Below are 25,847 nucleotides of genomic sequence, written 5' to 3'. Positions count from 1 at the left end.
CATCGCCGCTGTTATCCCATTTAGATCGTTCAAATTTTAACGAACTGGAGTGAGCCATGCCCGCCGTCACCGCCGACACCCTGACTCTGCCGCGCATCTCCGCTGCGCCGCTCGACGCGACCGAACGCACCGTGCGGACCGTGACGACCGGTCCACGCGCCTACGAAGGCGAAGGATTCCCCGTCGTGCGAGCCTTCGCAGGCGTCCACGCCCGCGACCTCGACCCGTTCATCCACATGGACCAGATGGGCGAGGTCGAGTACCAGCCCGGCGAGCCGCGCGGCACCGACTGGCACCCGCACCGCGGCTTCGAGACCGTGACCTACATGATCGACGGCCGCTTCCAACACCAGGACTCCACCGGTGGCGGCGGACTCATCGAGAATGGGGCGACCCAGTGGATGACCGCCGGAGCGGGCATCCTGCACATCGAGACCCCGCCCGCCGAGCTCGTCGAGTCGGGCGGCACCTTCCACGGTGTCCAGCTGTGGGTCAATCTGCCCTCGACCGACAAGTTCCTCACCCCGCGCTACCAGAACCTCGAAGGCGAGCAGGTCCTCCTTCTGGCCTCCGACGACGGCGGAGCCCTCGTGCGGGTCGTCGCAGGCGACCTCGACGGGCACACCGGGCCCGGCTCGACGCACACGCCGATCGTCTTCGCCCACGCGAGCATCTCGCCCGGCGCACAACTGTCTGTGCCGTGGCGCCCGGACTTCAACGCCCTCGTCTACGTTCTGTCCGGGCGCGGGACCGTCGGCGTCGAGAAGCGGCCCGTCGAGGGCGGACAGCTCGTCGTTCTCGGTGCGGGCGACCGCATCACCGTCGCCGCCGACACCGGCCAGGACGCCAACCGTCCCGCGATGGAGGTCCTGCTGCTCGGCGGACAGCCCATCCGCGAGCCGGTCGCACAGTACGGGCCGTTCGTCATGAACACCCGCCAGCAGGTCATCGAGGCGATGGAGGACTTCCAGGCCGGCCGCCTGGGCGTCGTCCCCGCCGACGCGCTGCGACCGCACCGGACGGGCGGCAGTCAGTGACCGCTGCCGCCGATCGGAGGCCCGCCGCGTGGCGACTGTTCATCGAGAGCAGCGTCCGCGTGCAGACCGCCGTCGACGAACGGCTGCGCGCCTCGGACGGCATGACGCTCAGCGACTACCACGTGCTGCTCCTGCTGTCCGAGGCACCCGGGCATCGGATGCGGATGCGGTCGTTGGCCGACCGCATGGTGTTCTCGGCGTCACGGCTCACCTATCAGATCGGTGCGCTCGTCAAACGCGGCTGGGTGTGCCGCGAACCCGTGCCCGAGGACGGACGCGGCGCGTTCGCGTGCCTCACCGCCGCCGGGTTCGACGCGTTCACCGCGGCCGCCCGACGGCATGGCCTCGACGTCGACGAACTCTTCTTCGCGGGGCTCACGCCCGACGACGGCTCCGCACTCGAAGCGGTCCTGACCCGTCTCGCCGCTCACCTCGACGCCACCCGACTCGATTCCCCTGGGGAGCAGTGATGATCACAGTTATCTCCTCCGCCGACCGCCACCACTGGGCCAACGAGTGGCTCACCTCCCGGCAGTCGTTCCCGGCCACGGGCAACTACGACCTGTTCGGCAACGCTCACGGTGTGCTGGTGGTCCACAACGACGATGTCGTCGATCCTGGCGAAGGACTCGACGCCCACCACCACGAGAACATGGAGATCCTCACCTGGGTCCTCGACGGCGCGGTGACACACCGGGACTCGGTCGGCAACATCACCACGCTCCAGGCCGGCACGCTCGGCGCGATGTCGGCGGGCACCGGGATCACCCACGGGGAGGCCAACGCGTCGACCCGGGCCGAACGCCGACCGCTGCGCGTGGTTCAGATGTGGGTGGCACCGCACACCGACGGGCTGCCGCCGCGCCAATCCGAGCACCGGTTCGACGACGCCCTCGACGCCGGGCAGCCGGTCGTCGTCGCGTCGGGCCGTCCCGAACACGAGGGATCAGGCGCCGCGCCGATCGCGAACAGGTTCGCCGCACTGCACATCGCGCGACCACTGGCGGGCACCACGATCGCCCTGCCAGCAGCGCCGTTCGGGCACCTGTACGTCGCGCGGGGGTCGGCCACGGTCGACGTCGACGGTGAGCACCATGCTCTCCGCGAAGGAGATGCGGTGCGGCTCACCGATTCCGGCGACGTGCAGGTGACGGCCGCCGACGACGGCACACGGCCCGAGATCCTGTACTGGGAGATGCACGCGAGCTTCGATCTCGTGGGATCCTGAAGAGCATGACCACGGTTCCGTCCACCGAAAACCTCTCGTCCGCCGTCTCCGAACTCATGGGACGCGCCCGCGACGACCTCGCCGCCCTCGTCTCGTTCCCCTCCGTCCACCTCGACTCGTCAAAGGCCGACGCGTCGGCGGCGAGCGCCGCATGGGTCCGGGACGCCTTCGCCGAACTCGGATTCGACGTCGAAGTGATCGTTACCAGCGACGGCTCACCCGCCGTCGTCGGCTATCGTGCCGGACCCGAGGGCAGCCCGACCATCGCCCTCTACAGCCACCACGACGTGCAGCCCGCGGGCGACGACGCGCTGTGGTCGTCGTCGCCGTTCGAGCTGACCGAACGTGACGGACGCTGGTACGGCCGCGGCAGCGCCGACTGCAAGGGCAACGTCGTCTCGCATCTGACGGCGTTGCGCGCCGTCGCCGACGACCTCTCGTGCAACGTACGGATCATCATCGAAGGGTCCGAGGAAGCAGGCGGCGAAGGTCTGGACGACCTGGTGCACACGCGACCGGAACTGTTCGCCGCCGACCTCATCCTGATCGGCGACGCCGGAAACGTCGCGGCCGGTCTGCCGACGTTGACGACGAGCCTGCGCGGTGTGGTTAACGTGAAGGTCACCGTGTCGGCGCTCGAGACAGCAGTCCATTCCGGCGCGGCGGGCGGACCGACACCCGACGCGATGGCCGCGCTCGTCGCAGGCCTCGCGTCGCTGCGGAACTCCCGCGGCGACACCGTCATCGACGGAGTCGACAACACGCAGGAGTGGGGCGGCGTCGTCTACTCCGACGAACAGTTCCGGGCCGACGTCGGAGCGCTCGCCGGCACCGAGATCCTCGGCAGCGGAAGCCCCGCCGACATGGCGTGGGCTCGGCCGGCCGTCACCGTGATCGGCATGGATGCACCGAGCACAGCCGACTGCGCGGCCGCGATCATCCCGCAGGCGTCGGCGATGCTGAACCTGCGCATCCCGCCGGGCATGGAACCGCAGCCGACGTACGACGCGCTGGTCGCGCACCTGCGCACACACATTCCGTGGGGTGTGCGGGTCGAGTTCGAGCCGGACGCGTTCGGCCGCCCGTTCCGGGCGGCGACCGACGGTCCCGGCTACACCGTGCTCACCGATGCGATGGAGGCCGCGTACGGATCCGACGGGGTGTTCTATGCCGGGCAGGGCGGTTCCATCCCGCTGTGCACGGTGCTCGCCGAAGCCCATCCCGCAGCCGAGATCGCGCTGTTGGGCGTCGAAGAGCCGCTCTGCCACATCCACGCACCGGACGAGAGCGTCGACCCGGAGGAGATCCGCCGCACCGCTCTCACCGAGGCGATCGTCCTCGCGACGTTCGGAGCGAAATAGGACGTCACGCTGCGGTCGGGTGGACGGTCATGGTTCGCCTGCCGAAGCCTCGCCGGAAACAACCGGTGTTCGCGTCCGACAGCGAGTGGAACACCGTGGTCGTCGACCTCGACGGCCGATACCGCGGCCGAACACAACGTCAACCCGACTGTCGACGACGAGACCGGGCCAGTGAACCCGAAACGAGCCACCCCATCGCCAGCGGTACTGCTGGCCGCCGCTTCCCCAACGGTCCGGATGATCTGACCGAGCGCGTCCGCCCGACGCTGCCCGGTCGAGCGCGGATCGGGTGATCCGTCCGAAACGGAATACCTGCGCCCCCTGGCGTGGCTTGAGCGAACGAGGTGAACGCGCACCCCACCCCGTGTGGGGTGCCGGGCACCACCCCGGCAATGGCCGCCGTAGCCCTCCCGCGGCTCGCACTCTCCCCCGAGGAACGAGCAGTCTTTAACGGGTTCGCCTGGACTGCGGCGCGCTATCGAATTGTCAAGAAACAACTGGCTCCCGAACGACTTCTCAAGAACCACAAACATGATATAACTCACCTCTGACAAAAACGTACGTTCGAGTACTGGTGCGCCACGGAACGCGTCGAAGTGACCTCACCCGCGGGTGGCCAGGCCTGGTTGCATAAGAGCTTCAAACGTCGCAGTGTGGGCTCGGTTGTCGGCGTCGCCGACGGAGCCCGACCTCTGATGTTCAGCAGCCGCCGACCGGAATCTTGTTCAGATTGGCCGAGATCCATTTACCGATTCGGTCGAGCATGGCGGTCCCGTCGTCGAACGTTCCGCTCGACGGCAGGGCCGCCATGCTCACCGCGAATGCGCCTCGCGGCGTGGTGACGACTCCGAGCTGGCGTACGACATACTTCCCCGTTGCGTCGGACACCGGCCCCCAGCCGCCCTTCACCGCGGTGGTGACACCGCGTTTGCGCATCGTCTTGACGCCCCACTTCTGGTTCGACTCGACGCTTCGCATGTAACCGAGCACCCGACCGGAGTCGGGGAGGCACGGAAGATGTGCGCCGAACACGGACTGTCGGGCGAGAGTCCAGTCGGTGTAGCCGGGAAAACTCGACGGTTGGGAGATCGTCGACAGCACACGGGTGTCGCCGTCGTGGTCTTCGGCGAGCACCTCGGACACGCGCTTCACGGCGAGCCGATCGCCGCCGAGCGAGACCCACAGGCGTTCGGCCGCAGCGTTGTCGGACGCGCGGATCGCCGAACGGATGTCGCCGACCACGGCCTTACCGTTGGCACGCTCGGCAGCGATGGACACCGGCACCTTCAACGTCGACCATGCGCGCGCCGTCTTGACGGTGCCGAAGCTCATCGTGTCGTCGGTGCCGACCGGGGTGATCGCCAGACCGATCCGTCCCGGAACGGCTTTGGTGATGGTGCGTGAGCGCCGGTTGAAGCTCTTGATCAGATCGACCTGTGACGAGTGGGGGGAGAGTCGCGGGAGCACGTTCGGCATCGGAATCATCGGCGCGGCTCCAGCTGCGCCGGCCCCCGTCGCCATTCCAGCGGCGACCACTGCTGCGGCGAGTACGGCGGTGGCACCGCGCAGCACCGATCGACGACGAATCACAAACACCCCTTAAGTAACACCAGCAACTTTTGTCACTCTAGCCACAGATGTGAGGTCGGCCAATCCGCGTGGCTCACCCGAAACCCGGGCGTTGCCCGACCGTTACCGGCAGCGACCAGACGGCAGCGAGACGAGGTGGCGTCCAACCCAGGCGCCGACCAGGTTGAGCGCAGCTATACCCGAATCCATCGAAGCGCCAGGCGAATACGTACTCATCGCGACGGCCGCGCGGGCACCGTTGCGCAGCGTCACCAGCCCGATCTGCCGCACGATGTACCCGCCCGTCGCGCTCGGGCCCCAGCCGCCTTTGACCGCGGTCGTTCGCGCCGGGATCACTTCGACGCCCCACTGCTGGTTACCTGCGACCTTCTCCATCAGGGAGACGAGATGGCCGCTGTCCGGCAGGCACGGCAGGTTGGCGGTGAACGTCGCCGCGTTGGTCAGGGGCCACGTCGTCTGGCCGAAGACCGTGTACTCGGGGCGCAGTTTCGCCGACGGCACGGTGGTCTGCTCGTCTCCGCCTTCACGCAACACGGCGGTCACCGCTGCGGCCGCCTGCTCGTTGGATCCGAGTGACGCCCATAGCGATTCCGCGGCGGCGTTGTCGGAGTTGATGATGGCCGACGACTCGGCCTGACTCGGCCCGTTCGCACGTTCGGCGGCCAACGCGAGCGGCACCTTGATCGTCGACCACGCGACCTGCGGATCCTGGTCGCCGAACGTCATCGCTTCGCCGCCACCGACGGGGACGACAGCGAGACCGACCGGCTGCGACACGGCCAACTGGCCGAAGCTCGCGGCGAGCCGCGCCTTCCCCCGTGGAGCAGACGCCGCGGGTGTCGACGAACTCGCCGTCACGACCTCGGTGACCGTCGCGATCGACTCCGATTCGGAGTCCGACCCACACGCTGCGAGTGATGCGGCGGTCATCGCCGCGACGAGTGCGATTCCAACGTTTCGAGCTATCGATGCCACGCGCGCATCCCTCCAGTCATCTGTTTCCCAGTTCGATGTGAGCGGCTCAGTAGATCACGACGACGGCGTTGTTTCCGCCGCGGCAGACCACCACACCGTTCTCGGGTGTGCACGACATCGTGTACGCCTGGCCGGTCACCGGGCTGGACGCGACGATCGTCCTCGCCTCGCCCTTCTGTCCCTCCTGCAGATAGACCGCCCCGACGTTTGCGGCGAACTCACAGCTCGTCACCGACGTCGCCACCCCGACTCCGCCACCGCACGACGAGGTGCCCGGCGGTGGAGTGGGCGCCACCGTCTGTGTCTGCGGCTGGACGGTGTTGGTGATCGTCGTGGTCGACGACGAGGACGTCGTCGCGGTGGCGGAGTCGCGGAAACCGAACCAGTAGACCGCGAGGCCGATCAACGCCACGATGAGCACCGCCGCGATGATCGCCAGAACGATGTTGAGCGTGCGACCGTCGTCGCCCTGCGCCGGGGGCCCGCCCATGTATGCCGCCCCGTACGGCTGCCCCGGGTACCCCTGCGGGGGAATCGGATTCGCCAGTTGCGGTCCTGAGAATTGCTGGGGTCCTGAGAATTGCTGGGGTCCTGAGAAGTTCTTGGTGCCCGACGGCAGCGGCGCACCGATCTGGGTGGCGTCGAACGCCGGATTCAGCGGTGTGCCTTCGACTGCGGCCCGAGCCGCCGCCGCGAACTCGCCCGCCGACCGATACCTCTCCCCCGGCGACTTCGCCAGACCGCGCATGACCACCGCGTCGAGCGCAGACGTCACCACCGGGCTGATCGAACTCGGCGCGGGGACCGCCGAGAGCACGGTCGCCTTGACGACCGCGCTGACCGAATCGCCCGGATACGGCTGCCGGCCGGTCAACAACTCGAACAGCACGGCCGCGAGCGAGTACACGTCCGACGCGGGGCCGACCGGGACATTGTCGAGTTGCTCGGGCGCCATGTAGGCAATCGAGCCGACGGCGGTCCCGGTTCGCGTCAGATGCGCATCGCCCGCGTGGTGCGCGATGCCGAAGTCGACCAGATAGGCGAACCCGTTCGGCGTCACCAAGACGTTCTCCGGCTTCACATCCCGGTGTACCAATCCGACGGCATGAGCTGCGTCGAGCGCGGACGCGACCTGTTCGACCAGCGCGACTGCGGCCGACGGCGCCATCGGCCCGTCGCCGCGCAACACCTCACGCAGATCACGACCGTCGACCAACCGCATGTCGAGATAGAGCACGCCGTCGATCTCGCCGTAATCGTGGATCGGAATGATGTGGGGCTCGCCGAGTCTCGCCGCGGTCTGCGACTCTCGGCGGAAACGTTCCTGAAAGGTCTCGTCGGCGGCCAGATCCGTTTTGAGGAGCTTGAGTGCGACCTCACGGTCACGGACGGTGTCGTGCGCCCGGAACACCTGCCCCATGCCGCCCCGACCGACCAACGCGTCCAGTCGGTACGGCCCGAACTGAGATCCAACATCCATGAGGACGATCATTCCTCATGAGTCCGACAATCATCGCCTCCACGCGGACATTGTCATTCACCCGGACGCCACGCAGACATCCCGAGAAACACCATCACCAACTGTTTCTCCGCACGCGCGACCAGTGTCCGTTCGGTGGACTCGCGACCGTCGCCGTCGAGCAGTTCCGCGACCGCGGTCATCATGATCGTGACGATCAGATCCGCGGCCACTTCCAGATCCTCGGCCTCCCACGACACCAGCGCGGGCGTGCGAGCGAGATCGATCGCGAGCTCGCGCGAGAGCAGACGGAGCTCGGTTCCGATGGCGCGCCGCACCTCGGCGACGCCGCCGTGCTGCTCGCGGACCAGGAACCGGAACTGCTTCTGGTCGGTCCGAACCTTCCGCAACAGAATGTCGAGCGAGTCGCGTGCGGTCGGCATGCCGCGACCGGCGAGGTCGCGTCGCGCCTCACGCAATGCGCCGCGCAGCATCCGCATGGCGTCCTCCACGAGAGTGACGCCGAGATCCTCCATCGACGCGAAATGCCGATAGAACGCGGTGGGCACAATGCCTGCACCGCGTGACACCTCACGCAGGCTGATGCTTCCGAATGAACGGTCGTCCACCAAATCGATGGTGGTGTCGAGCAGCGCCTGCCGAGTCTGTTCCTTCTTCTCTGCTCGGCTTCCGGCCACGCGAGCAGTCTAGTGGACCGGCCAGCGGTGACGACGGACACGCACGCGAGACCTTGACACATATCGGTACGGGCAGACATTCTCGTTGTGTACACATGTTCACTGAAAAGTTCGAACAGACCGAAGGACACCGAGATGGCACACCGCATCGCGACGCTCGTCGAATCACTCGTCGAAGCCACCGCCACCCCGTACCCGGTAGACCGCTACCTGGAGTTCATCGACCCGATGATCACCTGGCGCGACACTCGCGGCAAAGTGATCGACGTCCGCCGTCAGACCGACCGCTCGACCACTGTCACCCTGCGTCCCACCCGCCAGTGGAAGGGCCACCAGGCAGGACAGTACATCGAGGTAGGAGTCGTAATCGACGGCGTTCGCCAGCGCCGCTTCTACTCGCCCGCCAACGCCGAGAACACGCGCGGCGACATCGAGATCACCGTCGCCGTCCACGACGGCGGACTGGTCTCGAATCACCTGCGCGACAACCTCGAAGTCGGCGAAGTCGTGACGCTCGCCACCGCGGACGGGGGTTTCACCCTCCCGGCCGCACGCCCGGAGAAGGTCGTCCTCGTCAGCGGCGGCAGCGGGATTACACCCGTCCTCTCAATGCTGCGCACGCTGGTCGCCGAAGGGCACCCGGGGCAGATCACGTTCGTGCACTACGCACGTACCGCGGACGACGTGCCCTACCGGGCCGAGCTCGACGCGATCAACCGCACGATCGACGGCGTTGACGTCCGCCTCCACTACACGCGCGGCGACGCGCCCGAGCACTTCTCGCCCGAGCACATCGCCGACGTCGCCCACTGCGGTGCACAGGTGTACATGTGCGGTCCGGCATCGCTGATGGACGCGGTCCGCGAGTACGCCGACGACGCAGGCATCGCCGACGCCGTCCACAGTGAAGCGTTCACGATCGCGCTGCCCTCCGTCGTCGCCGACGACCAGGTCGGCGGCACCGTAACCTTCGGCGCATCGGGCACCACCGCCGACAACGACGGCCGGACTCTCCTCGAACAGGCTGAGTCGGCAGGCCTCAGCCCGGAGTACGGCTGCCGTATGGGCATCTGCTTCACCTGCACCAAGGTCCGCACGTCCGGCTGCACCCGCAACGTCCTGACCGGCGAGCTTGACTCCGAACCCGACTCCCATATCCAGCTCTGCGTCAACGCCCCCATCGGCGACGTCGAGATCGACGTCTGACCACCACCCACCACTCTCGAAGGGAAGCAAGGACCATGACCGTCTCACCCCTCGCATCGCGCACCCAGACCGCCCCGTCCACCGAGATCGACCTGAGCTACGACCAGGTCGAGGCCCTGGGCGCCGAACTCGACGCCTTGCGCGCCCGCGTCGTCGCCGACCTCGGCGAGTCGGACCGCAACTACATCTATTCGATCATCAGCGCCCAGCGGAAGCTCGAGTTCGCAGGCCGCGCAGCGATGTTCGTCCCGTTCCTACCGCCGGTGTGGCTGGCGGGCGTCGCATCGCTCGGGGTCGCGAAGATCCTCGACAACATGGAGATCGGGCACAACGTCATGCACGGCCAGTACGACTGGATGCGTGAGGACACGTACAACTCCCGCGAGTTCGACTGGGACAACGTGTGCCCGGGCGACCAGTGGAAGCACAGCCACAACTACATGCACCACACGTTCACCAACGTCCTCGGCGAGGACCGCGACATCGGTTACGGCATCCTGCGCATGGCGCGCGACCAGAAGTGGAACCCGTACTTCCTCGGCAACCTCGGTTACGCGACCGCGCTGATGCTCCTGTTCGAGTGGGGCGTCATGCTGCACGACCTCGAAGCCGAGAACATCGTTCAGGGCAAACGCAAGTGGAGCGACATCAAGGGGCTCGCGAAGGGCATGTGGCGCAAGGCGAGCAAGCAGGTCGCCAAGGACTACATCCTGTGGCCCGCGCTCACCGGCCCGTTCTTCGTGAGCACGGTGGTCGGCAACGCGAGCGCCAACCTGATCCGCAACGTGTGGGCGTACTCGATCATCTTCTGCGGCCACTTCCCTTCGGGCGCACAGACTTTCACCGCCGAAGAGTGCGTCGACGAGACGAAGGGTCAGTGGTACGTCCGCCAGATGCTCGGCTCGGCCAACATCGTCGGCAGCGACCTGTTCCACATCATGAGCGGCAACCTGTCGCACCAGATCGAGCACCACCTGTTCCCCGACATTCCCGCCAACCGGTACCCGGAGATGGCTGGCGAGGTCCGCGCGATCTGCGAGAAGTACGACCTGCCGTACAACACCGGTTCGCTGCGCCAGCAGCTCGGGTCGACGTGGAAGAAGATCGCGAAGCTGTCGCTCCCCAACTGGATGACCCGCGACGACAACGACATCGTCGTCAACATCGAGCGCACGAAGGCCGTCGACGCGGCCTGACGCGAGCTGATCGCACTTCGGCACTTTCTTTCGGCGTGACGCCGAAAGAAAGTGCCGAAGTCGTCGGAGGGCCCCACTCGCTTACGATGGACGGCAACATCGAACGGAGGGATCGTCATCGTGGTCGGTCGGGCAGAACGCAGCAAGGACATCGCGCAGGAGATGGTGCAGAGCGCCGCGTCGCGAGTCGGCAACATCACCGCGATCATCACGACGGCGGTGGTCGACGTGGCACGTGAGGTCGGCGAGCTGATCACCGACGGTTTCGAGATGCGCGACGCCGCGAGGAAGGCGGAGCAGGCTCAACAATCTCAGGACGAGGACTCCGGAATCCGGTGACCGACCAGTACGAGGTGCTGCGCACCGTCTTCGGTTACGACGCGTTCCGCGGAGACCAGGAGAAGATCGTCTCCCACGTGGTGGCGGGCGGCGACGCCGTGGTCCTGATGCCGACCGGCGGCGGCAAAAGCCTCTGCTATCAAGTGCCTGCTCTGGTTCGGGACGGGTGCGCGGTCGTCGTCTCCCCGCTCATCGCGCTCATGGCCGATCAGGTCGGCGCGCTCCGTCAGCTCGGGGTCAAGGCCGCATACCTGAACTCGACGCAACTCCCCGACGAACGTGCGGATGTCGAACGCCGTTACCTCGCAGGCGATCTCGACTTGATCTACGTCGCTCCGGAAAGATTGAGTCAGCAGTACACGCGTGACTTGCTCTCGCGCGGAAAGCTGTCGCTGGTCGCGATCGACGAAGCGCACTGTGTGTCCCAGTGGGGTCACGACTTCCGGCCGGACTATCTGGCCCTCGGCGATCTCGCGGAGTTGTGGCCGGACGTCCCGCGGATCGCGCTCACTGCGACGGCGACACGGCGCACCCACGAGGAACTCACGCAGCGTCTGCACCTGCAGGACGCGCAGCATTTCGTGGCCAGCTTCGACCGGCCGAACATCACGTATCGGATCGAGCCGAAGAAGCAGGTCAACAAGCAGCTGTTGGAGTTCATCCAGGCCGACGGCGTCGTCGACGGCGAGCCCGCGACCGGGATCGTCTACGCCCTCAGCCGTAAGTCGGTGGAGAACATCGCGGCCTTCCTGGTGTCGAACGGGATCAACGCGCTGCCCTACCACGCAGGCCTCGACAAGCAGGTGCGCAACGACACGCTGCACCGCTTTCTGCGGGAGGACGGCATCGTCGTCGTCGCGACGATCGCGTTCGGCATGGGTATCGACAAACCGGATGTGCGGTTCGTCGCCCACGTCGATCTGCCGAAGAGCGTCGAAGGCTACTACCAGGAGACCGGCCGCGCCGGCCGGGACGGGCTGCCGTCGGTGGCGTGGATGGCGTACGGGCTGGCCGACGTCGTCCAGCAGCAGCGGTTGATCCAGATGTCCGACGGCGACGCCGCGCATCGTCGCGCACAGTCGGAGCATTTGAACGCGATGCTGGCGCTGTGCGAGTCGGCGACGTGCCGTCGGCAACAGCTGCTGCGCTATTTCGACCAGGATTCGGGCCCGTGCGGCAACTGCGATACGTGTCTGAATCCGCCGAAGACGTGGGACGGCACAGTGCCCGCGCAGAAGCTGATGGCGACCATCTGGCGGCTCGACCGTGAGCACGGCCAGCACTACGGTGCCGGACATCTCATCGACATCCTGCGCGGTGTCGACAACAAGCGGATGAATCAGCTCGGACACAAGTCCCTGACCACATACGGGATCGGGTCCGACTTGGATGCGAACGCGTGGAGCAGCGTCGTCCGCCAACTCCTGGCGTCGGGGTATCTCCAGACACGCGGCGAATACGGTCAGTACTACCTCACCGAGGCGGGCGTCCCGGTGATGCACGGCAAGGTGCAGCAGGTGTTCCGCGAGGACACGCGGGCAGCCGGGCGCACACGTCGCCCGAAGGCCGTGGCCGTGTCGGTCGACCTGTCCGACGACGATCGGGATGTGTTCGAGTCGCTGCGTCAGTGGCGGACATCGGTGGCCAGGGAAGCGCAGATCCCGCCGTACACGGTGCTGTCGAACAAGGCGCTCGAAGGCATCGCTCAGATCCGTCCGACGAGCAGCGAGGAACTGCTCTCGGTCAACGGCATCGGTGAAGCGAAACTCGAACGGTACGGCGAAGCCATCCTCGAGGTGGTCGCCGATTCGGGCGCCGTGCGCTAAACCCTCGACGCACCTGCGAAGCAAACGTACGGTGACCGCATGAGTTCCCCGGATTCCCTGTTCACCCCGGTCGAAACGTCTGTCGCGGCGCAGCCGGAGCCGTCCTGGCATCGCGGACTGCTCGACTTCCCGAATCCGGTCAACGACTACGCCGCACGGTCGACGGCCGGCCTGGTGGTCGTGTTGGCCGCCGTCTCGATCGTCGTGAACCAGCCGTGGCTGTACGGCGTGCTCGCGCTCGGTTTCGTGCTGCGGGTGGCGGGCGGACCGCGCTATTCGCCGTTCGGCCGGCTCGCCGTCCACGTGATCGTTCCGCAGGTGTGGCGCAGGGAGAAGACGGTCCCGGGCCCGCCGAAGCGTTTCGCCCAGGCCATCGGCCTCGCCTTCTCCGGCACTGCGTTCGTCCTGTCGCTCGTCGGACTCGGCCCGGCCGCGCAGATCATCGTCGGCGCCCTGATCGTCGCCGCGCTGCTCGAGTTCGCTGTGGGGCTGTGCCTGGGTTGTATCGCGTTCGGTTACCTGCAGCGCGCCGGCGTCATCCCCGACGACGTCTGCGAAGCGTGCAACGACGTCACGTTGTTCGGACGCAACGTCTGAGCCGCTGACCTCAGTCGAGTAGGCCGAGCGCGATTCCGTCAAGGATGTCGTGTTCGGAGACGACCATCTCGGTGATGGCGGCGCGGTCGGCGAAGTTGCGCGCCAACTCCTGCGTGACCAGGGCGCCGCCGCCGATCACGTCAGCGCGCCCCGGATGCATCGGGCCGAGGTCCAGTCGCTCGCCCCGCGTCATCGCGACGAGCTTGGAGCACAGTTTGTGCAGGTCGGCCAGCCCGATCCGCGAGTGGTGGATGACCTCCGGATCGTAGTGGTCGAGTCCCGCGTGCAATGCGGCGAACGTCGTCAACGTCCCCGCTACGCCGACCCAGGTGCGCGCAGCTGACACGTCGACCGCCGCGAAAGCCTTCGCCAACGCGTCGCGGGCGTACCCGACCGCGGCGTCGACCTCGTCGAGCGTCGGCGGATCCGAATGCAGCGCGCGTTCGGTGAGCCGGACGCAGCCGATGTTCGTCGAGTACGCGCCGGCGACGACGGCATCGCCACCGACGACCGACCCGAGCACGACCTCCGTGCTGCCGCCGCCGAGGTCGGTCACGACGAACGGGCCGTCCGCCGGGTCCAGACCGCCGACCGCGCCGCGGAACGACAGCCGCGCCTCCTCGTCGCCCGAGATCACCTCGGCGACCGCACCCGCCTGGACCTCGCCGAGCAGCTGCGCCGTCATCGCGAAGAATTCGTCCCGGTTCCCGGCGTCACGCGTCGCCGACGTCGCAACCATCCGGACCCGGTCGACGCCCGCTTCGAGCATGACGTCCACGTAGTCGGCCAACGCGGCACGAACGCGTTCGATCGCTTCCGGCGCGAACTCGCCGGTGGCGTCGACGCCCTGACCGAGCCGGACCACTTCCATGTCACGCGTGACGTCGACGAGGGAGCCGTCGGCCCCGAGCTCCGCGATCAGCAGTCGGATCGAGTTGGTTCCGCAGTCGACGGCCGCGACACGCGTCACTGTGCACCAGCGATGGCGGGCCAGTCGGCGGGGACGGCGATGCCGCGGAGCTTCTCGACGTCGGCGAGCATCGCGACGGCCTCGTCGCCGAGCGGGTTGACGCCCGGCCCCTTCGCGAGCGAGTGCGCGACGAGGACGTGCAGGCACTTCACCCGATCGGGCATGCCACCGCCGGTGAAGTCGGTGCCCAGCGACTCGATCGCATCGCGTTCGGCGAGGTAGCTCTCGTGGGCGCGGAGGTAGCCTGCCGCGAGTTCGGTGTCGTCGGCCAGACGCGCCTGCATCTCGCGCATCACGCCGCCGGACTCGAGACGACTGCACGCGCCGGTCAACCGTTGATCGGTCAGATAGTAGAGGGTCGGGAACGGCGTCCCGTCCGGCAGACGCGGCGCCGTCTTCACCACGGCAGGCGCACCATCCGGGGTCCGGTAACTGACTTCAAGAACGCCTCGCGGTATCCGGCCGAGCTGTCGCTCGACGGCCGCGAGATCGTCATCGGAAACGCTCACTTGCCCTCCGGCGGTGTCGACACCGCATCCCACATGTTCTGGTACCACGGATTGGCTTCACGCTCGCGTTCGGCGCGTTCCGCGGCTTCCTGCTGTTCTTTGTTCGGCGCGATCAAGATCACCTGGCGTTCGCCGCGCTTGACCATCTGCAAACGTTCGCGCGCCTTCGCCTCGATGTACGCGGGATCGTTCTGTTCGACTGCTTTGCGCTGGTACTCGGCGACTTCCTTCTGCAACTGCGTGTTGGCCTGCTGCAGTTCGTTGAACTCACTGCGCTGCGACAGATACGTCCGGACGGGGACGGCGAGGGTCAACGCCAGGAAGACGACGACCAACGTGATCACGGCCGCCCGCTTCGGGTCCACGTGGCCCAGGCGCGACGCCAGTGCGCGCTTCGGCGGACGGACCCCGCCACGCCCACGCACGTCGCGAGGTCCAGGCTTCTTCCCCGCTGACTTCCCCGCAGAATTTTGCCCAGCGGGATTCTCCCCAGCAGGTTTGTTCTCTGCGGGCGTCGAGACGGCGTCGGCGAGCGCGGCGAGATCATCGTCGGACCGACTCCGGGCGCGGCGCGTGACCGGCTGCGACCGTCGAGACCTGCCGTCTCGCCGGTCGCTTCGGCCCCGGCTACCACGCCCGGACGTCGATTCAGCCATACGTATCAGTCGATCACGCGTCGACGTTGAAACGCGGGAACGCGAGGTCCCCCGCGAAGCGCGCGGCGTCGCCCAGGCCCTCTTCGATACGCAGAAGCTGGTTGTACTTCGCGACACGCTCGCTGCGTGCAGGCGCACCGGCCTTGATCTGGCCACAGCTGCAGGCGACCGCCAGGTCGGCGATGGTGGTGTCCTCGGTCTCGCCGCTGCGGTGGCTCATCATCGACTTGTAGCCGTTGTTGTGCGCCAGTGCGACGGCGTCGAGGGTCTCGGTGAGGGTGCCGATCTGGTTGACCTTCACCAGCAGAGCGTTGGCGATGCCCTTGTTGATGCCCTCTTCCAGACGTTCCGGGTTGGTGACGAACAGGTCGTCGCCGACGAGCTGGACCTTGTCGCCGATCGCTTCGGTGAGGGCGGCCCAACCGGTCCAGTCGTCTTCGGCGAGACCGTCTTCGATCGACACGATCGGGTACTCGGCGATCAGCTTCGAATAGAACTCGATCATCTGGTCTGCGGTCTTGGGGGCGCCCGAGAACTGGTAGGCGCCGTCGGTGAAGAACTCGGTCGACGCCGAGTCGAGGGCGACGACGACGTCGCTGCCGAACTTCAGGCCTGCGTTCCCGACTGCGGTGGCGATGACGTCGAGCGCGGCCTCGGTGTTCGGCAGGTCGGGTGCGAAACCGCCCTCGTCGCCGAGCGCCGTGCTCATGCCCTGCTTGTGCAGCACCGACTTGAGCGCGTGGTACACCTCGGCACCCCAGCGCAGCGACTCGGCGAACGTCGGCGCACCGATCGGCGCGATCATGAACTCCTGGAAGTCGATGCCGTTGTCGGCGTGCGCGCCACCGTTGATGATGTTCATCATCGGGACGGGCAGGATGTGGGCGTTCGGGCCGCCGATGTAACGGAACAGGTCGAGGCCTGCCGATTCAGCTGCGGCACGTGCGACGGCCAGCGATACGCCGAGGGTGGCGTTGGCGCCCAGACGCGACTTGCTGGGTGTGCCGTCGAGGTCGACGAGGGTCTGGTCGAGGACGCGCTGGTCGTCGGCTTCGATGCCGATCACTTCGGGGGCGATGTCGTCGAGGACTGCTTCGACCGCTTTCTGAACGCCCTTGCCGAGGTAGCGGTCGCCGCCGTCGCGCAATTCGACGGCCTCGTGCTCACCGGTGGACGCACCCGACGGGACCGCTGCCCGCCCGAAAGAACCGTCGCCGAGGACCACTTCCACCTCGACGGTCGGATTGCCTCGGGAATCGAGGATCTCGCGCGCGCCAACCTGCTCGATAATTGCCACTTGTTCCAGCCCCATTCAGATGGTCGTGCCGACGTCTCGTGCGACGTCGCCTTCGGGTACGTCTACTAGGGTAATGGCTCCGTCCCGGAAGCCGGTTCAGTACCTGACGTTCACCGAGTAGGCGTTCGCGTGGTTGCGGACCTTGAGGACATAGTCCATCGAGTTGTTGTAGGTCAGGACGGCTTTCTCCCACCCTTCGGGGGTCGTCATGTCCCCGTCCGCCGACACGCACAGGTAGCGGGCCGCCGAGAGCGCGGCGTCGTCGATGTTGTCGGGGTCTGCCTTGCCGTCGCCGTTCGCGTCGACGCCGAAGCGCTTCCACGTGGTCGGGATGAACTGGAACGGGCCGACGGCGCGGTCGTACTCCGTGTCTCCGTCGATCTTCCCGTTGTCGGTGTCGCGGATCTCCCAGTTGCCGTCGGTGCCGTCGAGTTGCGGTCCGCGGATCTCGGGCCGGACGTCGCCGTTGACTGCGACGTCCGCGTCGCGGTGCGTGCCGTGCTTGGTCTCGACGCCTGCGATGCCCGCGACGGTGGTCCACGCGATGCCGCATTCGGGGTGTTGCTGCCGTTGAATCTCGGCGGCGTTGCCGTACGCCTCCATCGCCGTCACCGGGATGCTGAGATCCTTCGCGATGGGCGCGGCCCATTCACGCAGTGTGTCAGCGGTGCGGCCGGGGGCGTGGATATCGACGAACGGCTGCTGGACGCCGGGGCCGGGCGGCAGGCCGTCGGGGATGTCGGGGCCGTCCCACGGCATCTCGATGTTGCAGGCGGTCAGCGTCACGGCTGCCAGTCCGGCCGTCGCGGCGAGTGCGACGCGTCGAAGGGTGGTTGCCGTCGGCACAGCTGATCAGTCCTTCCAGACATACGGAGCACCCCGGTCGGGGTCGGGCACCAGCGTGCCACATCACTGGGTCAACTCCAGACGACCCGCCGAGGTTCCCAGTAGCGTCTCCCGTGTGAGCGAGATCAACCGGCGACGCGGCCGACCACCTGGACCGGGAGTCGATCGGGATGCGCGACGCGAGGCGCTGCTGGATGCCGCCGAACGCGCGATCGCCCGGTCGGGTGCCGATGTGTCGTTGAGTCAGGTCGCCGCGGAGGCCGGGCTCACCCGGTCGGCGGTGTACGCGGCGTTCGACGATCGCGACAGCGTCCTCGACGCGCTCGCTGCCCGTCACTCCCACCGCATCGTCGGCCGATTGCAGGCTCTGGCAACAGGTTCAGAGGACGCCCACGGTCAGACGCGAGCCGCCGTCGACCTGTTGGCCGCGTGGTTCGACGAGCATCCGACGCTGGCTCCGGCGCTCGCGGACCGGTGGCGGGCAAACGGTCGCTCGTTCGTCGAGACGACGCTGACGCAGGTGTTGGCGGCGGGATTCGCCGCACGCTCCCTCGACAGCGCGCCGGCCGCCGTCTGGGCTCGCGCGATGGTCGGCGCGGTCGCGTCGAGTGTCGAATGGTGGGCCACGACGCGGGAGATCAGTCGCGACGAACTCGTCGATCACGTCACGTCATTGCTGTGGTCGGGCCTTTCCGCGACCAACCTGTAGACGGATCTTGACGTCCGTCTCATAAAAGAACACACTGTCTTTTATGGAGACGATGTCCGCCGACCACGCGGCCGCAATCACCGGCGCCCGCAACTGGCACGCTGTCGCGAACGATCATCCCGAGCGCGCGGCGAGGATGGCGGCGGGCTTGATGCAGGGCGATCCGCTCGCTGACGCGGTGGTCGACGAGTTCTTCACTGGACGCGACGGCACCGACCCGATGTCGTGGGGCGATGTGATGGCGGCGCTGGAGACTCTGGACACGCCTTCCGGCCGGTCGAGGGACACCGAACCCCCGGCTCTCGCCGCGTTTCTCGACGCCGCGAGCGTGCTGCCGACCTGGTACGACCCGGCGCTCGCCCGGGCAGGAGCGATGGCATGGTGGCGGTTCGGGTCGCTACAGTCGTCGACTCTCTACCAGTCTCTGATCTACGGCTATCAGGCGCGCGGATTCACTCGGCCGCTCAGCGAGACGGGTCGTCTCACCGAGGGCACGTGGGACCGCGTCCAGTCGACGGCGCGGTGGGTGGCGCTCGCGACAGCCCCCGGCCGCATGGACGTCGGGCAGCCCGGCTGGGTGCAGACGTTGCGGATCCGACTGGTGCACGCGATGGTCCGCCACCATCTGATCCACCGTCAGGGGTGGGACACGGCGCAGTGGGGTGTGCCCATCAATCAGACGTACGGCCAGTTCACGATCACCGCCGGATTCTTGGCGCTTCCGCTGCGGATCGGCCACGACTTCGGGTTGCGGTACTCGGCCGCGGAGCGGGAGGCGATCACGCACATGTGGCGGTGGATCGGCCATGTGATGGGCGTCGACGACGATCTGCTGCCGCGCAGCTTCTCCGACGCCGAGGAGATCGACGTCGTCGCGCGGGCGTTCCGGATGGAGCCCGATCCAGACGCCCGCACCCTGGTCACCGCTCTGCTCGACGACGGATACCGGACCGAGTTCCCGTTGCCGTTGCCTCCGGTGGTGGCGAACGCGATCAACGGCGCGGTCCACACGGTCACGAGGCCGGTGCTGCGAACCCTGTTCGAGAGCGTGTCGACGAGGTGGGTCGACGATGACGTGGCGGCCGCGTTGGGGCTGCGCGCCACACCCTTGCACAACGTTGTGGTGTTGGCGCGGCCGCTGGTGCGGTCCCGCGAGGTGTTGCGTGCGATCGGCGTGTTCGGTTCGGACACTCGCATCGCGCAGCGGGAGCTCCGGTTGGTCACCACACAGCTCGGGATGGATCTGGCCAATCCTGACGCCGACCGCTATCGGGGTGTCGCGTGACCGACTTTCGTCTCCGCAAGGATCTCGCGTGCTCACCCGAACAGGCGTGGACGATGCTCACCGACCCCGAGCAGATGAACCGGTGGTCGACAGCCCGTATCGAGGTGCGCGAACTCGGTGTCGGCGATCGGCCGGACGGCGTCGGGACGCTCCGCACCGTCACCCTTCCGGGCGGTCGGGCCAAGCTCCGCGAGATCGTCGAGTACTCCGACTTCGCGCGGGTCTTCGACTACCGCGTCTACGACGGCGGGCCCGCCCTGCTCGATCATTCCGGCCGTCAAGAGATCGCGCCGACCGCCACTGGATGCTCCGTGACGTGGACGGTGCGGATGCGTCTGGTGTCGCGGGTCGCGACGTCCCTCGTCGCGAGGACCGTACGCAGGCAGGTCGCCGAGTCGCTCGACCTGCTCGCAGATCTGGAGCCGGGAGATCCGGCGTCCGCACCGACCGTCGAGCCACGTGTCGTCGCCGATCTGGCGGGGCCGCGTCGCGTCGCGCGCGACGTCCTCGCCCGACAGCACGCCACCGCGGACCGGCTCGCAGGGGCAGACGATCCGAAGCAGTGGTTCGCGCGCGTCTACTCGTATGTGACTGACGAGCTGATCGGCGTGTGCGATCGCGGCGACGTCGACAACCCGGACTGGGTGCTGGCGCTGATCCCGGTGTTCGACGAGTACTACACGCGTAACCTCGTCGCGTTCGAGCGCGGCGATCAGTGCGAACCGATGTGGCAGACAGCGTGGTCGACGTGCGAGTTGCGTGACGACCGCAATCCGCATGTTCCGGTGGTGAAGGGTTTGATGTCGGGAGTGGCGGCCCACATCGACGCCGATCTTCCGAGAGCCATCTCCGACCTTCATCTCGCGGAGTACGCCGATCGTGATCTGCGTGAGTTCCGTCCGGACTATCTACGGCTTTCGCCCGTTTTCTCGGCGGCGTCCGACCGTTTGCTCGACGATCTCCCGCGGTCGCATAAGCCGTGGTGGACGGGAATCGCGGCGCGTGTACACCCGCAGATCCGCGACGCCTTGATCGCCAGGCAGGGCTATGACGTGCAACGACACCGGTTCAGCGCTTTTGCTGCGGCTGTCGAACTGGCTTCGTGACGAAAGTCTTACCGCCTGTTCACTACGCGCGGCCGATGGGGCTATTGTAAAACGTTGCCGTTTGGCATGCCTTGCCTCATGAAAGCTGAAGTTGTCGATGATCTATCTCTCCGCGTCGGGCGCGCCGTCTATAGCGACTCAGATGTTCGGCAGCGGGCTGATCGGTGTCCGCGAGGGGCTTGAATCGGGCATTGTGGTGATGATCCTGATCGCGTTCGCGGTCAAGTCGGACCGTCGGGACGCGTTGAAGTGGATCTGGGCGGGTGTGGCGGCGGCCGTCGCGTTGATGATCGGCACGTTTCTGATCATCCAGTTCGGCACGTCGACGGTGTCGTCGTTGGCTGCCGAGTTGATTGCGGGCATCGCGTCGATCATCGCTGTGGTGATCGTGACGTTCATGGTGTTGTGGATGCGGAAGGCGTCGGCGAGCATCTCCGGAGAATTGAAGTCCGGGTTGTCGACGGCGATGGCCGCCGGTCCGGTCGCCGTCATGGGGCTCGCATTCCTGGCGGTCGGCCGTGAAGGTCTCGAGACGGCGCTGCTGATGGTCGGCTACGCGGAGAGTTCGTCGAACGGCCCGTGGCCGCTGCTCGGACTGTTGATCGGCATCGTGGTCGCGGTCGCGTTGACGTTCCTGCTGTACCGCGGTGCCATTCGCATCGATTTCGCGCGGTTCTTCTACTACACGGGCCTGTTCCTGATCGTCGTCGCGGCGGGCATCGCGTCGTACGGGGTGCGGGCTCTGCAGGTGTACGGCTGGCTGCCGGGCCTGCACGAGATCGCCTTCGACATCACGTCCTGGTACGACCAGAGCGCGTGGTACGGCGAGGTGTTGCAGGGCATCTTCAATTTCCGTCCTGAGCCGACGGTTCTGCAGGCGATCGTCTGGGTCGCCTACGTCCTGATCGTCGGCGCACTGTTCGTTCTCCGTGGCCGGCCGCGCAAGCGCGCTGATCCGGCCGCGTCGGCGAGATCTGATTCGGCGTCATCTGCCGCTTCGTCCGAACCCGCAGCCTCTTGATACTCGCGTCAAGTCGAGTTCACCCCCGAAAGGAAACACTATGGCCCCCACGTCCCTGTATCGCGGTCTTCGTGCCGCGACGATCATCGGCCTGGCTGCTGCCACGCCGATCGCTCTCGCCGCGTGTGAGTCCAAGTCCGACGGTGAGGGCGCGGTCACGGTCACATCGACGGCGGACGCCTGCGATCTGTCGAGCACCGAGTTGGAGACGGGCCAGGTCGATTTCGCGGTAACGAACTCGGGATCGAAGGTCACCGAGTTCTATGTGTACGGCAACAACAACCGGGTGCTCGGCGAAGTCGAGAACATCGGCCCGGGCCTCACCGGCAAGTTGGGTGTGGAGATCGTCGAGCCGGGCACGTACACCGTCGCCTGCAAGCCGGGCATGGTCGGCCAGGGTATCCGCACCGAGATCACGGTGTCGGGCGAGAAGAAGCAGAAGAGCGAGGCTCCGGCCGACGTCGAGGCTGCGAAGGCTCGCTACCTCGAATACGTTCGCGGCCAGGTGGACGGTCTCGTTGCGCAGACTGAGACCTTCACGACCGCGGTGAAGTCGGGCGATCTGGATGCGGCGCGTGCACAGTTCGGCCAGGTCCGTACGTTCTGGGAGCGGATCGAGCCGGTCGCCGAGAGTTTCCCGGATCTGGATCCGATGGTCGACATGCGCTGGGACGACACCGAAGACGGCAAGGTCGAGTTCACGGGCTTCCACCGCATCGAGCGCTACCTGTGGGCGCCGCAGGCGTCGGATGTCGGCGAGGCGGGCGACCAGGTGGCTCCGTCCGATGCCGCGCAGGCGAAGACCGCTGACACGAAGGAGGCGATCGCGAAGATCGCCGACGGGCTGCTCACGAATGTGAAGACGTTGCAGACCGAGGTCAACAAGCCGGACTTCGATTTCGAGACGCAGTCGTTCGTCCAGGGTCCGCAGGCGTTGGTGGACGAGATCGCGGCGACGAAGGTCGGCGGCGAAGAGGACCGGTACAGCCACACGGACCTGTGGGATTTCGCGGCGAACATCGACGGCGCGGAGACGTTGATCGCCGAGATGCAGCCGATGATCTCCAAGGCGAGCCCGGACCTGATGAACAAGATCACCACTCAGTTCGGTGAGGTCCGGTCGGCGATCGATGCGCTGCGTGAGGGCGACGGTTACGTCGCCTACGACAAGGTCGACGAGAACACGCGAAAGGCATTGTCGGACAAGATCGATGCGCTGTCGGCGAGCCTGTCGCAGGTTCCCGGCATCGTGCTGAAGAAGTAGTGGGTACCGGGGAGAGCTCGTTCTCGCGTCGCGCCGTGCTGGGGGCGGCGGGCGCGGGGCTGGTCGTCGGCGGTGTCGCGGGTGCAGCGGGCGGTTACGGTGCCGGTTCGGCTGATTCGTCGTCCGACGACCAGACGGTGCCGTTCCGCGGCGACCACCAGGCCGGGATCACGACTGCCGCCCAGGATCGTCTGCATTTCGCGGCGTTCGACGTCGTCACCGATTCGCGTGACGAGTTGGTCGACATGTTGAAGCGGTGGACTGTCGCCGCTGAACGTATGACGCGTGGCGAGGAGACCGTCGAGGACGGTGCTCTCGGCCTCGGCGATTACGCGCCGCCTGCCGATACTGGCGAGGCGCTCGGGCTCTCTCCCGCCCATCTCACGCTCACGATCGGTTTCGGTCCCGGACTGTTCGGGCCGAGTGCGTCGGACCCGGATCGGCCGGATCGTTTCGGGATCGGTGCGCGTAAGCCTGCTGCGCTGGCGGATCTGCCGGCGTTCGCGGCGGAGAAGATCGAGCCGTCCCGTTCGTTCGGCGACATCTGCATTCAAGCGTGCGCGGACGACCCGCAGGTGGCCGTGCATGCGGTCCGAAATCTGGCGCGGATCGGTGTCGGCGTTGTCTCGGTGCGCTGGTCCCAGCTCGGGTTCGGCCGTACGTCGTCGACGACGCGAGGGCAGGACACGCCCCGCAACATGTTCGGTTTCAAGGACGGGACCGCGAACGTTCGCGCGGAGGACACTGTTGTCCTCGACGAGCAGGTGTGGGTTGCCGAGAAGGACAATCCACCTGCGGCGCAGTGGATGACGGGCGGCACCTATCTCGTCGCCCGCCGCATTCGGATGGATATCGAACCGTGGGATCGCGCGAACCTGAAGGAGCAGGAGACGATCGTCGGCCGGACGAAGGGCGAGGGCGCTCCGATCGGTAAGGAGTCGGAGTTCGACGAACCGGACTTCAACACCACGTCGTACGGTGCGCCGATGATCGCGCGCACCGCGCACGTCCGTCTGGCGCACCCCGATCAGAACAACGGCGCGCAGATTCTGCGGCGCGGCTACAACTTCACCGACGGCTCCGACGGTTTCGGCCATCTCGACGCTGGCTTGTTCTTCATCGCGTTCAATCGGGACAGCTTCAAACAGTTCGTTCCGATGCAGCATCAGCTCTCCCGCAAGGACGCGATGACCGAGTACCTGATCCCGAACGCTTCCGCGAACTTCGCGGTGCCGCCCGGTCTGCAGGACGGCGAATGGTGGGGTCAGCACTTGTTCAGCTGATCTTGCCGCCGTCTCGTCCCTCGTCAGGCGGCTGTCGGGTGGATGGTCATGGTCCGCCGACCGTGTGAGCGCAACGGTTCACCTCGCCTGCCCGGGCGTGCGGGGTCGACCGGTTGTCGGAACCAGGGATGCCCGTCGCGGCCGATGAACACCTCCCACCCTCCCTGGTGGACGTGCACGTGGTGCATCCGACACAACAGGACACCGTTACCCAACGATGTGTCCCCGCCCTGCGACCACGGAACACAGTGATGCGCATCGGTCCACGAGACCGGGCGGCCACACCCGGGAAACGCGCACCCACCATCACGGACCGCGAGCGCCTTCCGAATCCCCGGCGGAAACAGCCGATGCTCCCGCCCGACATCGAGCGGAACACCCTCGCCATCGACCCGCACCGCCGACACCGCCGCGGCACACAACACGAGCCCGACCGTCGACGACGACACCGGGCCGGTGAACCCGAGACGGGCCACACCCCCACCGACCGAGGCGGTTGATTGTTCCCCGACGGTCGGGACGACCAGGGTCGCGTGCGGCAACACGCCCCCGCTGGTGGGACGCGCCGACCCGGACAGGTACGTGCGGATGATCTGCCCGAGCGCATCGGCCCGCCGCTGCCCGGTCGACCTGGGATCTGGCGACCCGTCCGGCAGTGGGACCGGGCGGCAGAGCGGGTCGAGCGCGGCGTGCAACTCTTCCCCGGTGAGCACGTCCACATCGATGGTGGAGGTGACCCGACCGTCCTCGGCGACGGTCAACGACATCTCGTTGAACGCCGGATCCTCCGCGACCGGAACCCGATCCGGATCGGCACTCTCGCCGGCCAACCGAATCGCCTCACCCCTGGCGGCGGCCGCAACCTCGCCCGGCGTGGTCTGCAGCAACAGCTTCCGCGCCAACACGCCTCGTTCGGCCTCGTCGAGTCCAACCCGCCGATCAACACCAGCAACACCTGTGCCGACCGCGTCGGCCATCTCCGCCGACAACGACCCGTCCCGCAACCCTCGCCCGACCGCCTCCAGACGGTCGGCGTGGTGCCCGTTGCGGACTGTGCGGTGCGCCACCGCCGGCGCGACCCCGATCGCGGTCAACAACCCCGCTGCCGAACGCACCCGTCGCCGGAACGGGACCCCGGCCCGCTCAGCAGCACGCACCAACACCGACTGCGCGGCATCGAGCACATTGCGTGCACGCGCGACCTCGACGATCGCCGACAGAATCTCGGCGTCATCGACCCCGACCGTGCTCACCCGGCCGAGCCGGCACGCCAACCGATCTGACTCCCCCGACTCCACTTCGCCGGCAGTAGGTGGAGCGAGCTCATCGACAACCCGGTCAGCGAACTCACGAACATCACAAGCAAACATGGCACAACCTCCCCTCCAG

General features: G+C 67.1%; 26 protein-coding genes. 16 read left to right on the top strand and 10 right to left on the bottom strand.

What is annotated here, in order from left to right; all coding sequences use genetic code 11:
- Positions 1-56 precede the first annotated feature (56 nt).
- The 5 genes from L5G28_RS15480 to L5G28_RS15460 are packed head-to-tail and all read left to right on the top strand — an operon-like array spanning position 57 to position 3,919.
- The gene (locus tag L5G28_RS15480) at positions 57-1,037 is read left to right on the top strand and encodes a pirin family protein (protein ID WP_237002310.1); all 981 of its coding nucleotides are present in this window, start codon (positions 57-59) and stop codon (positions 1,035-1,037) included.
- Positions 1,034-1,507, top strand: coding sequence for a MarR family winged helix-turn-helix transcriptional regulator (locus L5G28_RS15475; RefSeq protein WP_237002309.1), 474 nt, complete (start codon positions 1,034-1,036; stop codon positions 1,505-1,507). Before L5G28_RS15480 ends, L5G28_RS15475 begins: the two co-directional genes overlap by 4 nt.
- Entirely contained in the window at positions 1,507-2,265 is a 759-nt protein-coding gene (locus tag L5G28_RS15470) for a pirin family protein (protein ID WP_237002308.1), read from the top strand. Before L5G28_RS15475 ends, L5G28_RS15470 begins: the two co-directional genes overlap by 1 nt.
- Positions 2,266-2,270: 5 nt before the next feature.
- A complete protein-coding gene (locus L5G28_RS15465; protein WP_237002307.1) occupies positions 2,271-3,626 on the top strand; it encodes a dipeptidase in 1,356 nt (451 codons plus the stop codon).
- A 29-nt stretch (positions 3,627-3,655) separates the two neighbouring features.
- Positions 3,656-3,919, top strand: coding sequence for a hypothetical protein (locus L5G28_RS15460; protein ID WP_237002306.1), 264 nt, complete (start codon positions 3,656-3,658; stop codon positions 3,917-3,919).
- 406 nt (positions 3,920-4,325) lie between these two features.
- Here L5G28_RS15460 and L5G28_RS15455 read toward each other — a convergent pair whose 3' ends face one another.
- The 4 genes from L5G28_RS15455 to L5G28_RS15440 form a co-directional block, all read right to left on the bottom strand.
- A complete protein-coding gene (locus tag L5G28_RS15455; protein ID WP_237002305.1) occupies positions 4,326-5,216 on the bottom strand; it encodes a serine hydrolase in 891 nt (296 codons plus the stop codon).
- A gap of 102 nt (positions 5,217-5,318) precedes the next feature.
- A complete protein-coding gene (locus tag L5G28_RS15450; protein ID WP_237002584.1) occupies positions 5,319-6,146 on the bottom strand; it encodes a serine hydrolase in 828 nt (275 codons plus the stop codon).
- Between the two features lie 91 nt (positions 6,147-6,237).
- Positions 6,238-7,671: a serine/threonine-protein kinase gene (locus L5G28_RS15445; RefSeq protein ID WP_237002304.1), complete on the bottom strand. Its 1,434-nt coding sequence runs from the start codon at positions 7,669-7,671 to the stop codon at positions 6,238-6,240.
- Between the two features lie 53 nt (positions 7,672-7,724).
- The gene (locus L5G28_RS15440) at positions 7,725-8,348 is read right to left on the bottom strand and encodes a TetR family transcriptional regulator (protein WP_237002303.1); all 624 of its coding nucleotides are present in this window, start codon (positions 8,346-8,348) and stop codon (positions 7,725-7,727) included.
- 135 nt (positions 8,349-8,483) lie between these two features.
- On the opposite strand from L5G28_RS15440, the gene L5G28_RS15435 reads away from it, so the two are divergent.
- The 5 genes from L5G28_RS15435 (at position 8,484) to L5G28_RS15415 (ending at position 13,512) form a co-directional block, all read left to right on the top strand.
- The gene (locus tag L5G28_RS15435) at positions 8,484-9,554 is read left to right on the top strand and encodes a ferredoxin reductase (protein WP_237002302.1); all 1,071 of its coding nucleotides are present in this window, start codon (positions 8,484-8,486) and stop codon (positions 9,552-9,554) included.
- A 35-nt stretch (positions 9,555-9,589) separates the two neighbouring features.
- Positions 9,590-10,750, top strand: coding sequence for a fatty acid desaturase family protein (locus tag L5G28_RS15430; RefSeq protein WP_236999656.1), 1,161 nt, complete (start codon positions 9,590-9,592; stop codon positions 10,748-10,750).
- 120 nt (positions 10,751-10,870) lie between these two features.
- Positions 10,871-11,089: a hypothetical protein gene (locus tag L5G28_RS15425; RefSeq protein ID WP_237002301.1), complete on the top strand. Its 219-nt coding sequence runs from the start codon at positions 10,871-10,873 to the stop codon at positions 11,087-11,089.
- Positions 11,086-12,915, top strand: coding sequence for a DNA helicase RecQ (gene recQ / locus L5G28_RS15420; RefSeq protein ID WP_237002300.1), 1,830 nt, complete (start codon positions 11,086-11,088; stop codon positions 12,913-12,915). The genes L5G28_RS15425 and recQ overlap by 4 nt, the downstream gene beginning before the upstream one ends.
- A gap of 39 nt (positions 12,916-12,954) precedes the next feature.
- A complete protein-coding gene (locus L5G28_RS15415; RefSeq protein ID WP_237002299.1) occupies positions 12,955-13,512 on the top strand; it encodes a DUF4395 domain-containing protein in 558 nt (185 codons plus the stop codon).
- A gap of 10 nt (positions 13,513-13,522) precedes the next feature.
- Here the strand turns inward: L5G28_RS15415 and L5G28_RS15410 are convergent, their stop codons facing one another.
- From L5G28_RS15410 to L5G28_RS15390, 5 genes are all read right to left on the bottom strand, one after another.
- Complete coding sequence (locus tag L5G28_RS15410) at positions 13,523-14,482, bottom strand: Ppx/GppA phosphatase family protein (protein WP_237002298.1); 960 nt, start codon at positions 14,480-14,482, stop codon at positions 13,523-13,525.
- Positions 14,479-14,991 carry a DUF501 domain-containing protein gene (locus L5G28_RS15405; protein ID WP_236999651.1) on the bottom strand — a complete coding sequence of 171 codons (513 nt, stop codon included), beginning with the start codon at positions 14,989-14,991 and terminating at the stop codon, positions 14,479-14,481. Before L5G28_RS15405 ends, L5G28_RS15410 begins: the two co-directional genes overlap by 4 nt.
- Positions 14,988-15,416 (bottom strand): FtsB family cell division protein, encoded by a 429-nt coding sequence (locus tag L5G28_RS15400; RefSeq protein WP_237002297.1) that lies wholly within the window; start codon positions 15,414-15,416, stop codon positions 14,988-14,990. Before L5G28_RS15400 ends, L5G28_RS15405 begins: the two co-directional genes overlap by 4 nt.
- A gap of 244 nt (positions 15,417-15,660) precedes the next feature.
- On the bottom strand, positions 15,661-16,944 hold the full coding sequence (gene eno, locus L5G28_RS15395) for a phosphopyruvate hydratase (RefSeq protein ID WP_237002296.1): 1,284 nt from the start codon (positions 16,942-16,944) through the stop codon (positions 15,661-15,663).
- A gap of 96 nt (positions 16,945-17,040) precedes the next feature.
- Positions 17,041-17,790: a lytic transglycosylase domain-containing protein gene (locus tag L5G28_RS15390; RefSeq protein WP_237002295.1), complete on the bottom strand. Its 750-nt coding sequence runs from the start codon at positions 17,788-17,790 to the stop codon at positions 17,041-17,043.
- A 115-nt stretch (positions 17,791-17,905) separates the two neighbouring features.
- Here L5G28_RS15390 and L5G28_RS15385 point away from each other — a divergent pair, with 115 nt between their 5' ends.
- The 6 genes from L5G28_RS15385 (at position 17,906) to efeB (ending at position 24,458) form a co-directional block, all read left to right on the top strand.
- Positions 17,906-18,499: a TetR/AcrR family transcriptional regulator gene (locus L5G28_RS15385; RefSeq protein WP_237002294.1), complete on the top strand. Its 594-nt coding sequence runs from the start codon at positions 17,906-17,908 to the stop codon at positions 18,497-18,499.
- A gap of 43 nt (positions 18,500-18,542) precedes the next feature.
- Complete coding sequence (locus tag L5G28_RS15380) at positions 18,543-19,784, top strand: oxygenase MpaB family protein (protein ID WP_237002293.1); 1,242 nt, start codon at positions 18,543-18,545, stop codon at positions 19,782-19,784.
- Entirely contained in the window at positions 19,781-20,890 is a 1,110-nt protein-coding gene (locus L5G28_RS15375; protein WP_308191985.1) for an SRPBCC family protein, read from the top strand. The genes L5G28_RS15380 and L5G28_RS15375 overlap by 4 nt, the downstream gene beginning before the upstream one ends.
- A gap of 97 nt (positions 20,891-20,987) precedes the next feature.
- Positions 20,988-21,911, top strand: coding sequence for an iron uptake transporter permease EfeU (efeU, locus tag L5G28_RS15370; RefSeq protein WP_237002292.1), 924 nt, complete (start codon positions 20,988-20,990; stop codon positions 21,909-21,911).
- Positions 21,912-21,951: 40 nt separating this feature from the next.
- On the top strand, positions 21,952-23,175 hold the full coding sequence (gene efeO / locus L5G28_RS15365) for an iron uptake system protein EfeO (protein ID WP_237002291.1): 1,224 nt from the start codon (positions 21,952-21,954) through the stop codon (positions 23,173-23,175).
- Positions 23,175-24,458 carry an iron uptake transporter deferrochelatase/peroxidase subunit gene (gene efeB / locus L5G28_RS15360; RefSeq protein WP_237002290.1) on the top strand — a complete coding sequence of 428 codons (1,284 nt, stop codon included), beginning with the start codon at positions 23,175-23,177 and terminating at the stop codon, positions 24,456-24,458. Before efeO ends, efeB begins: the two co-directional genes overlap by 1 nt.
- Before the next feature lie 23 nt (positions 24,459-24,481).
- Here efeB and L5G28_RS15355 read toward each other — a convergent pair whose 3' ends face one another.
- On the bottom strand, positions 24,482-25,711 hold the full coding sequence (locus L5G28_RS15355) for an HNH endonuclease signature motif containing protein (RefSeq protein WP_308191984.1): 1,230 nt from the start codon (positions 25,709-25,711) through the stop codon (positions 24,482-24,484).
- Positions 25,712-25,847 lie beyond the last annotated feature (136 nt).

It is taken from the genome of Gordonia liuliyuniae, assembly GCF_021739025.1.
GTDB lineage: Bacteria > Actinomycetota > Actinomycetes > Mycobacteriales > Mycobacteriaceae > Gordonia > Gordonia liuliyuniae.
Note: the sequence above shows the minus strand (reverse complement) of the source record. Positions and strands in the feature narration are given on the sequence as shown.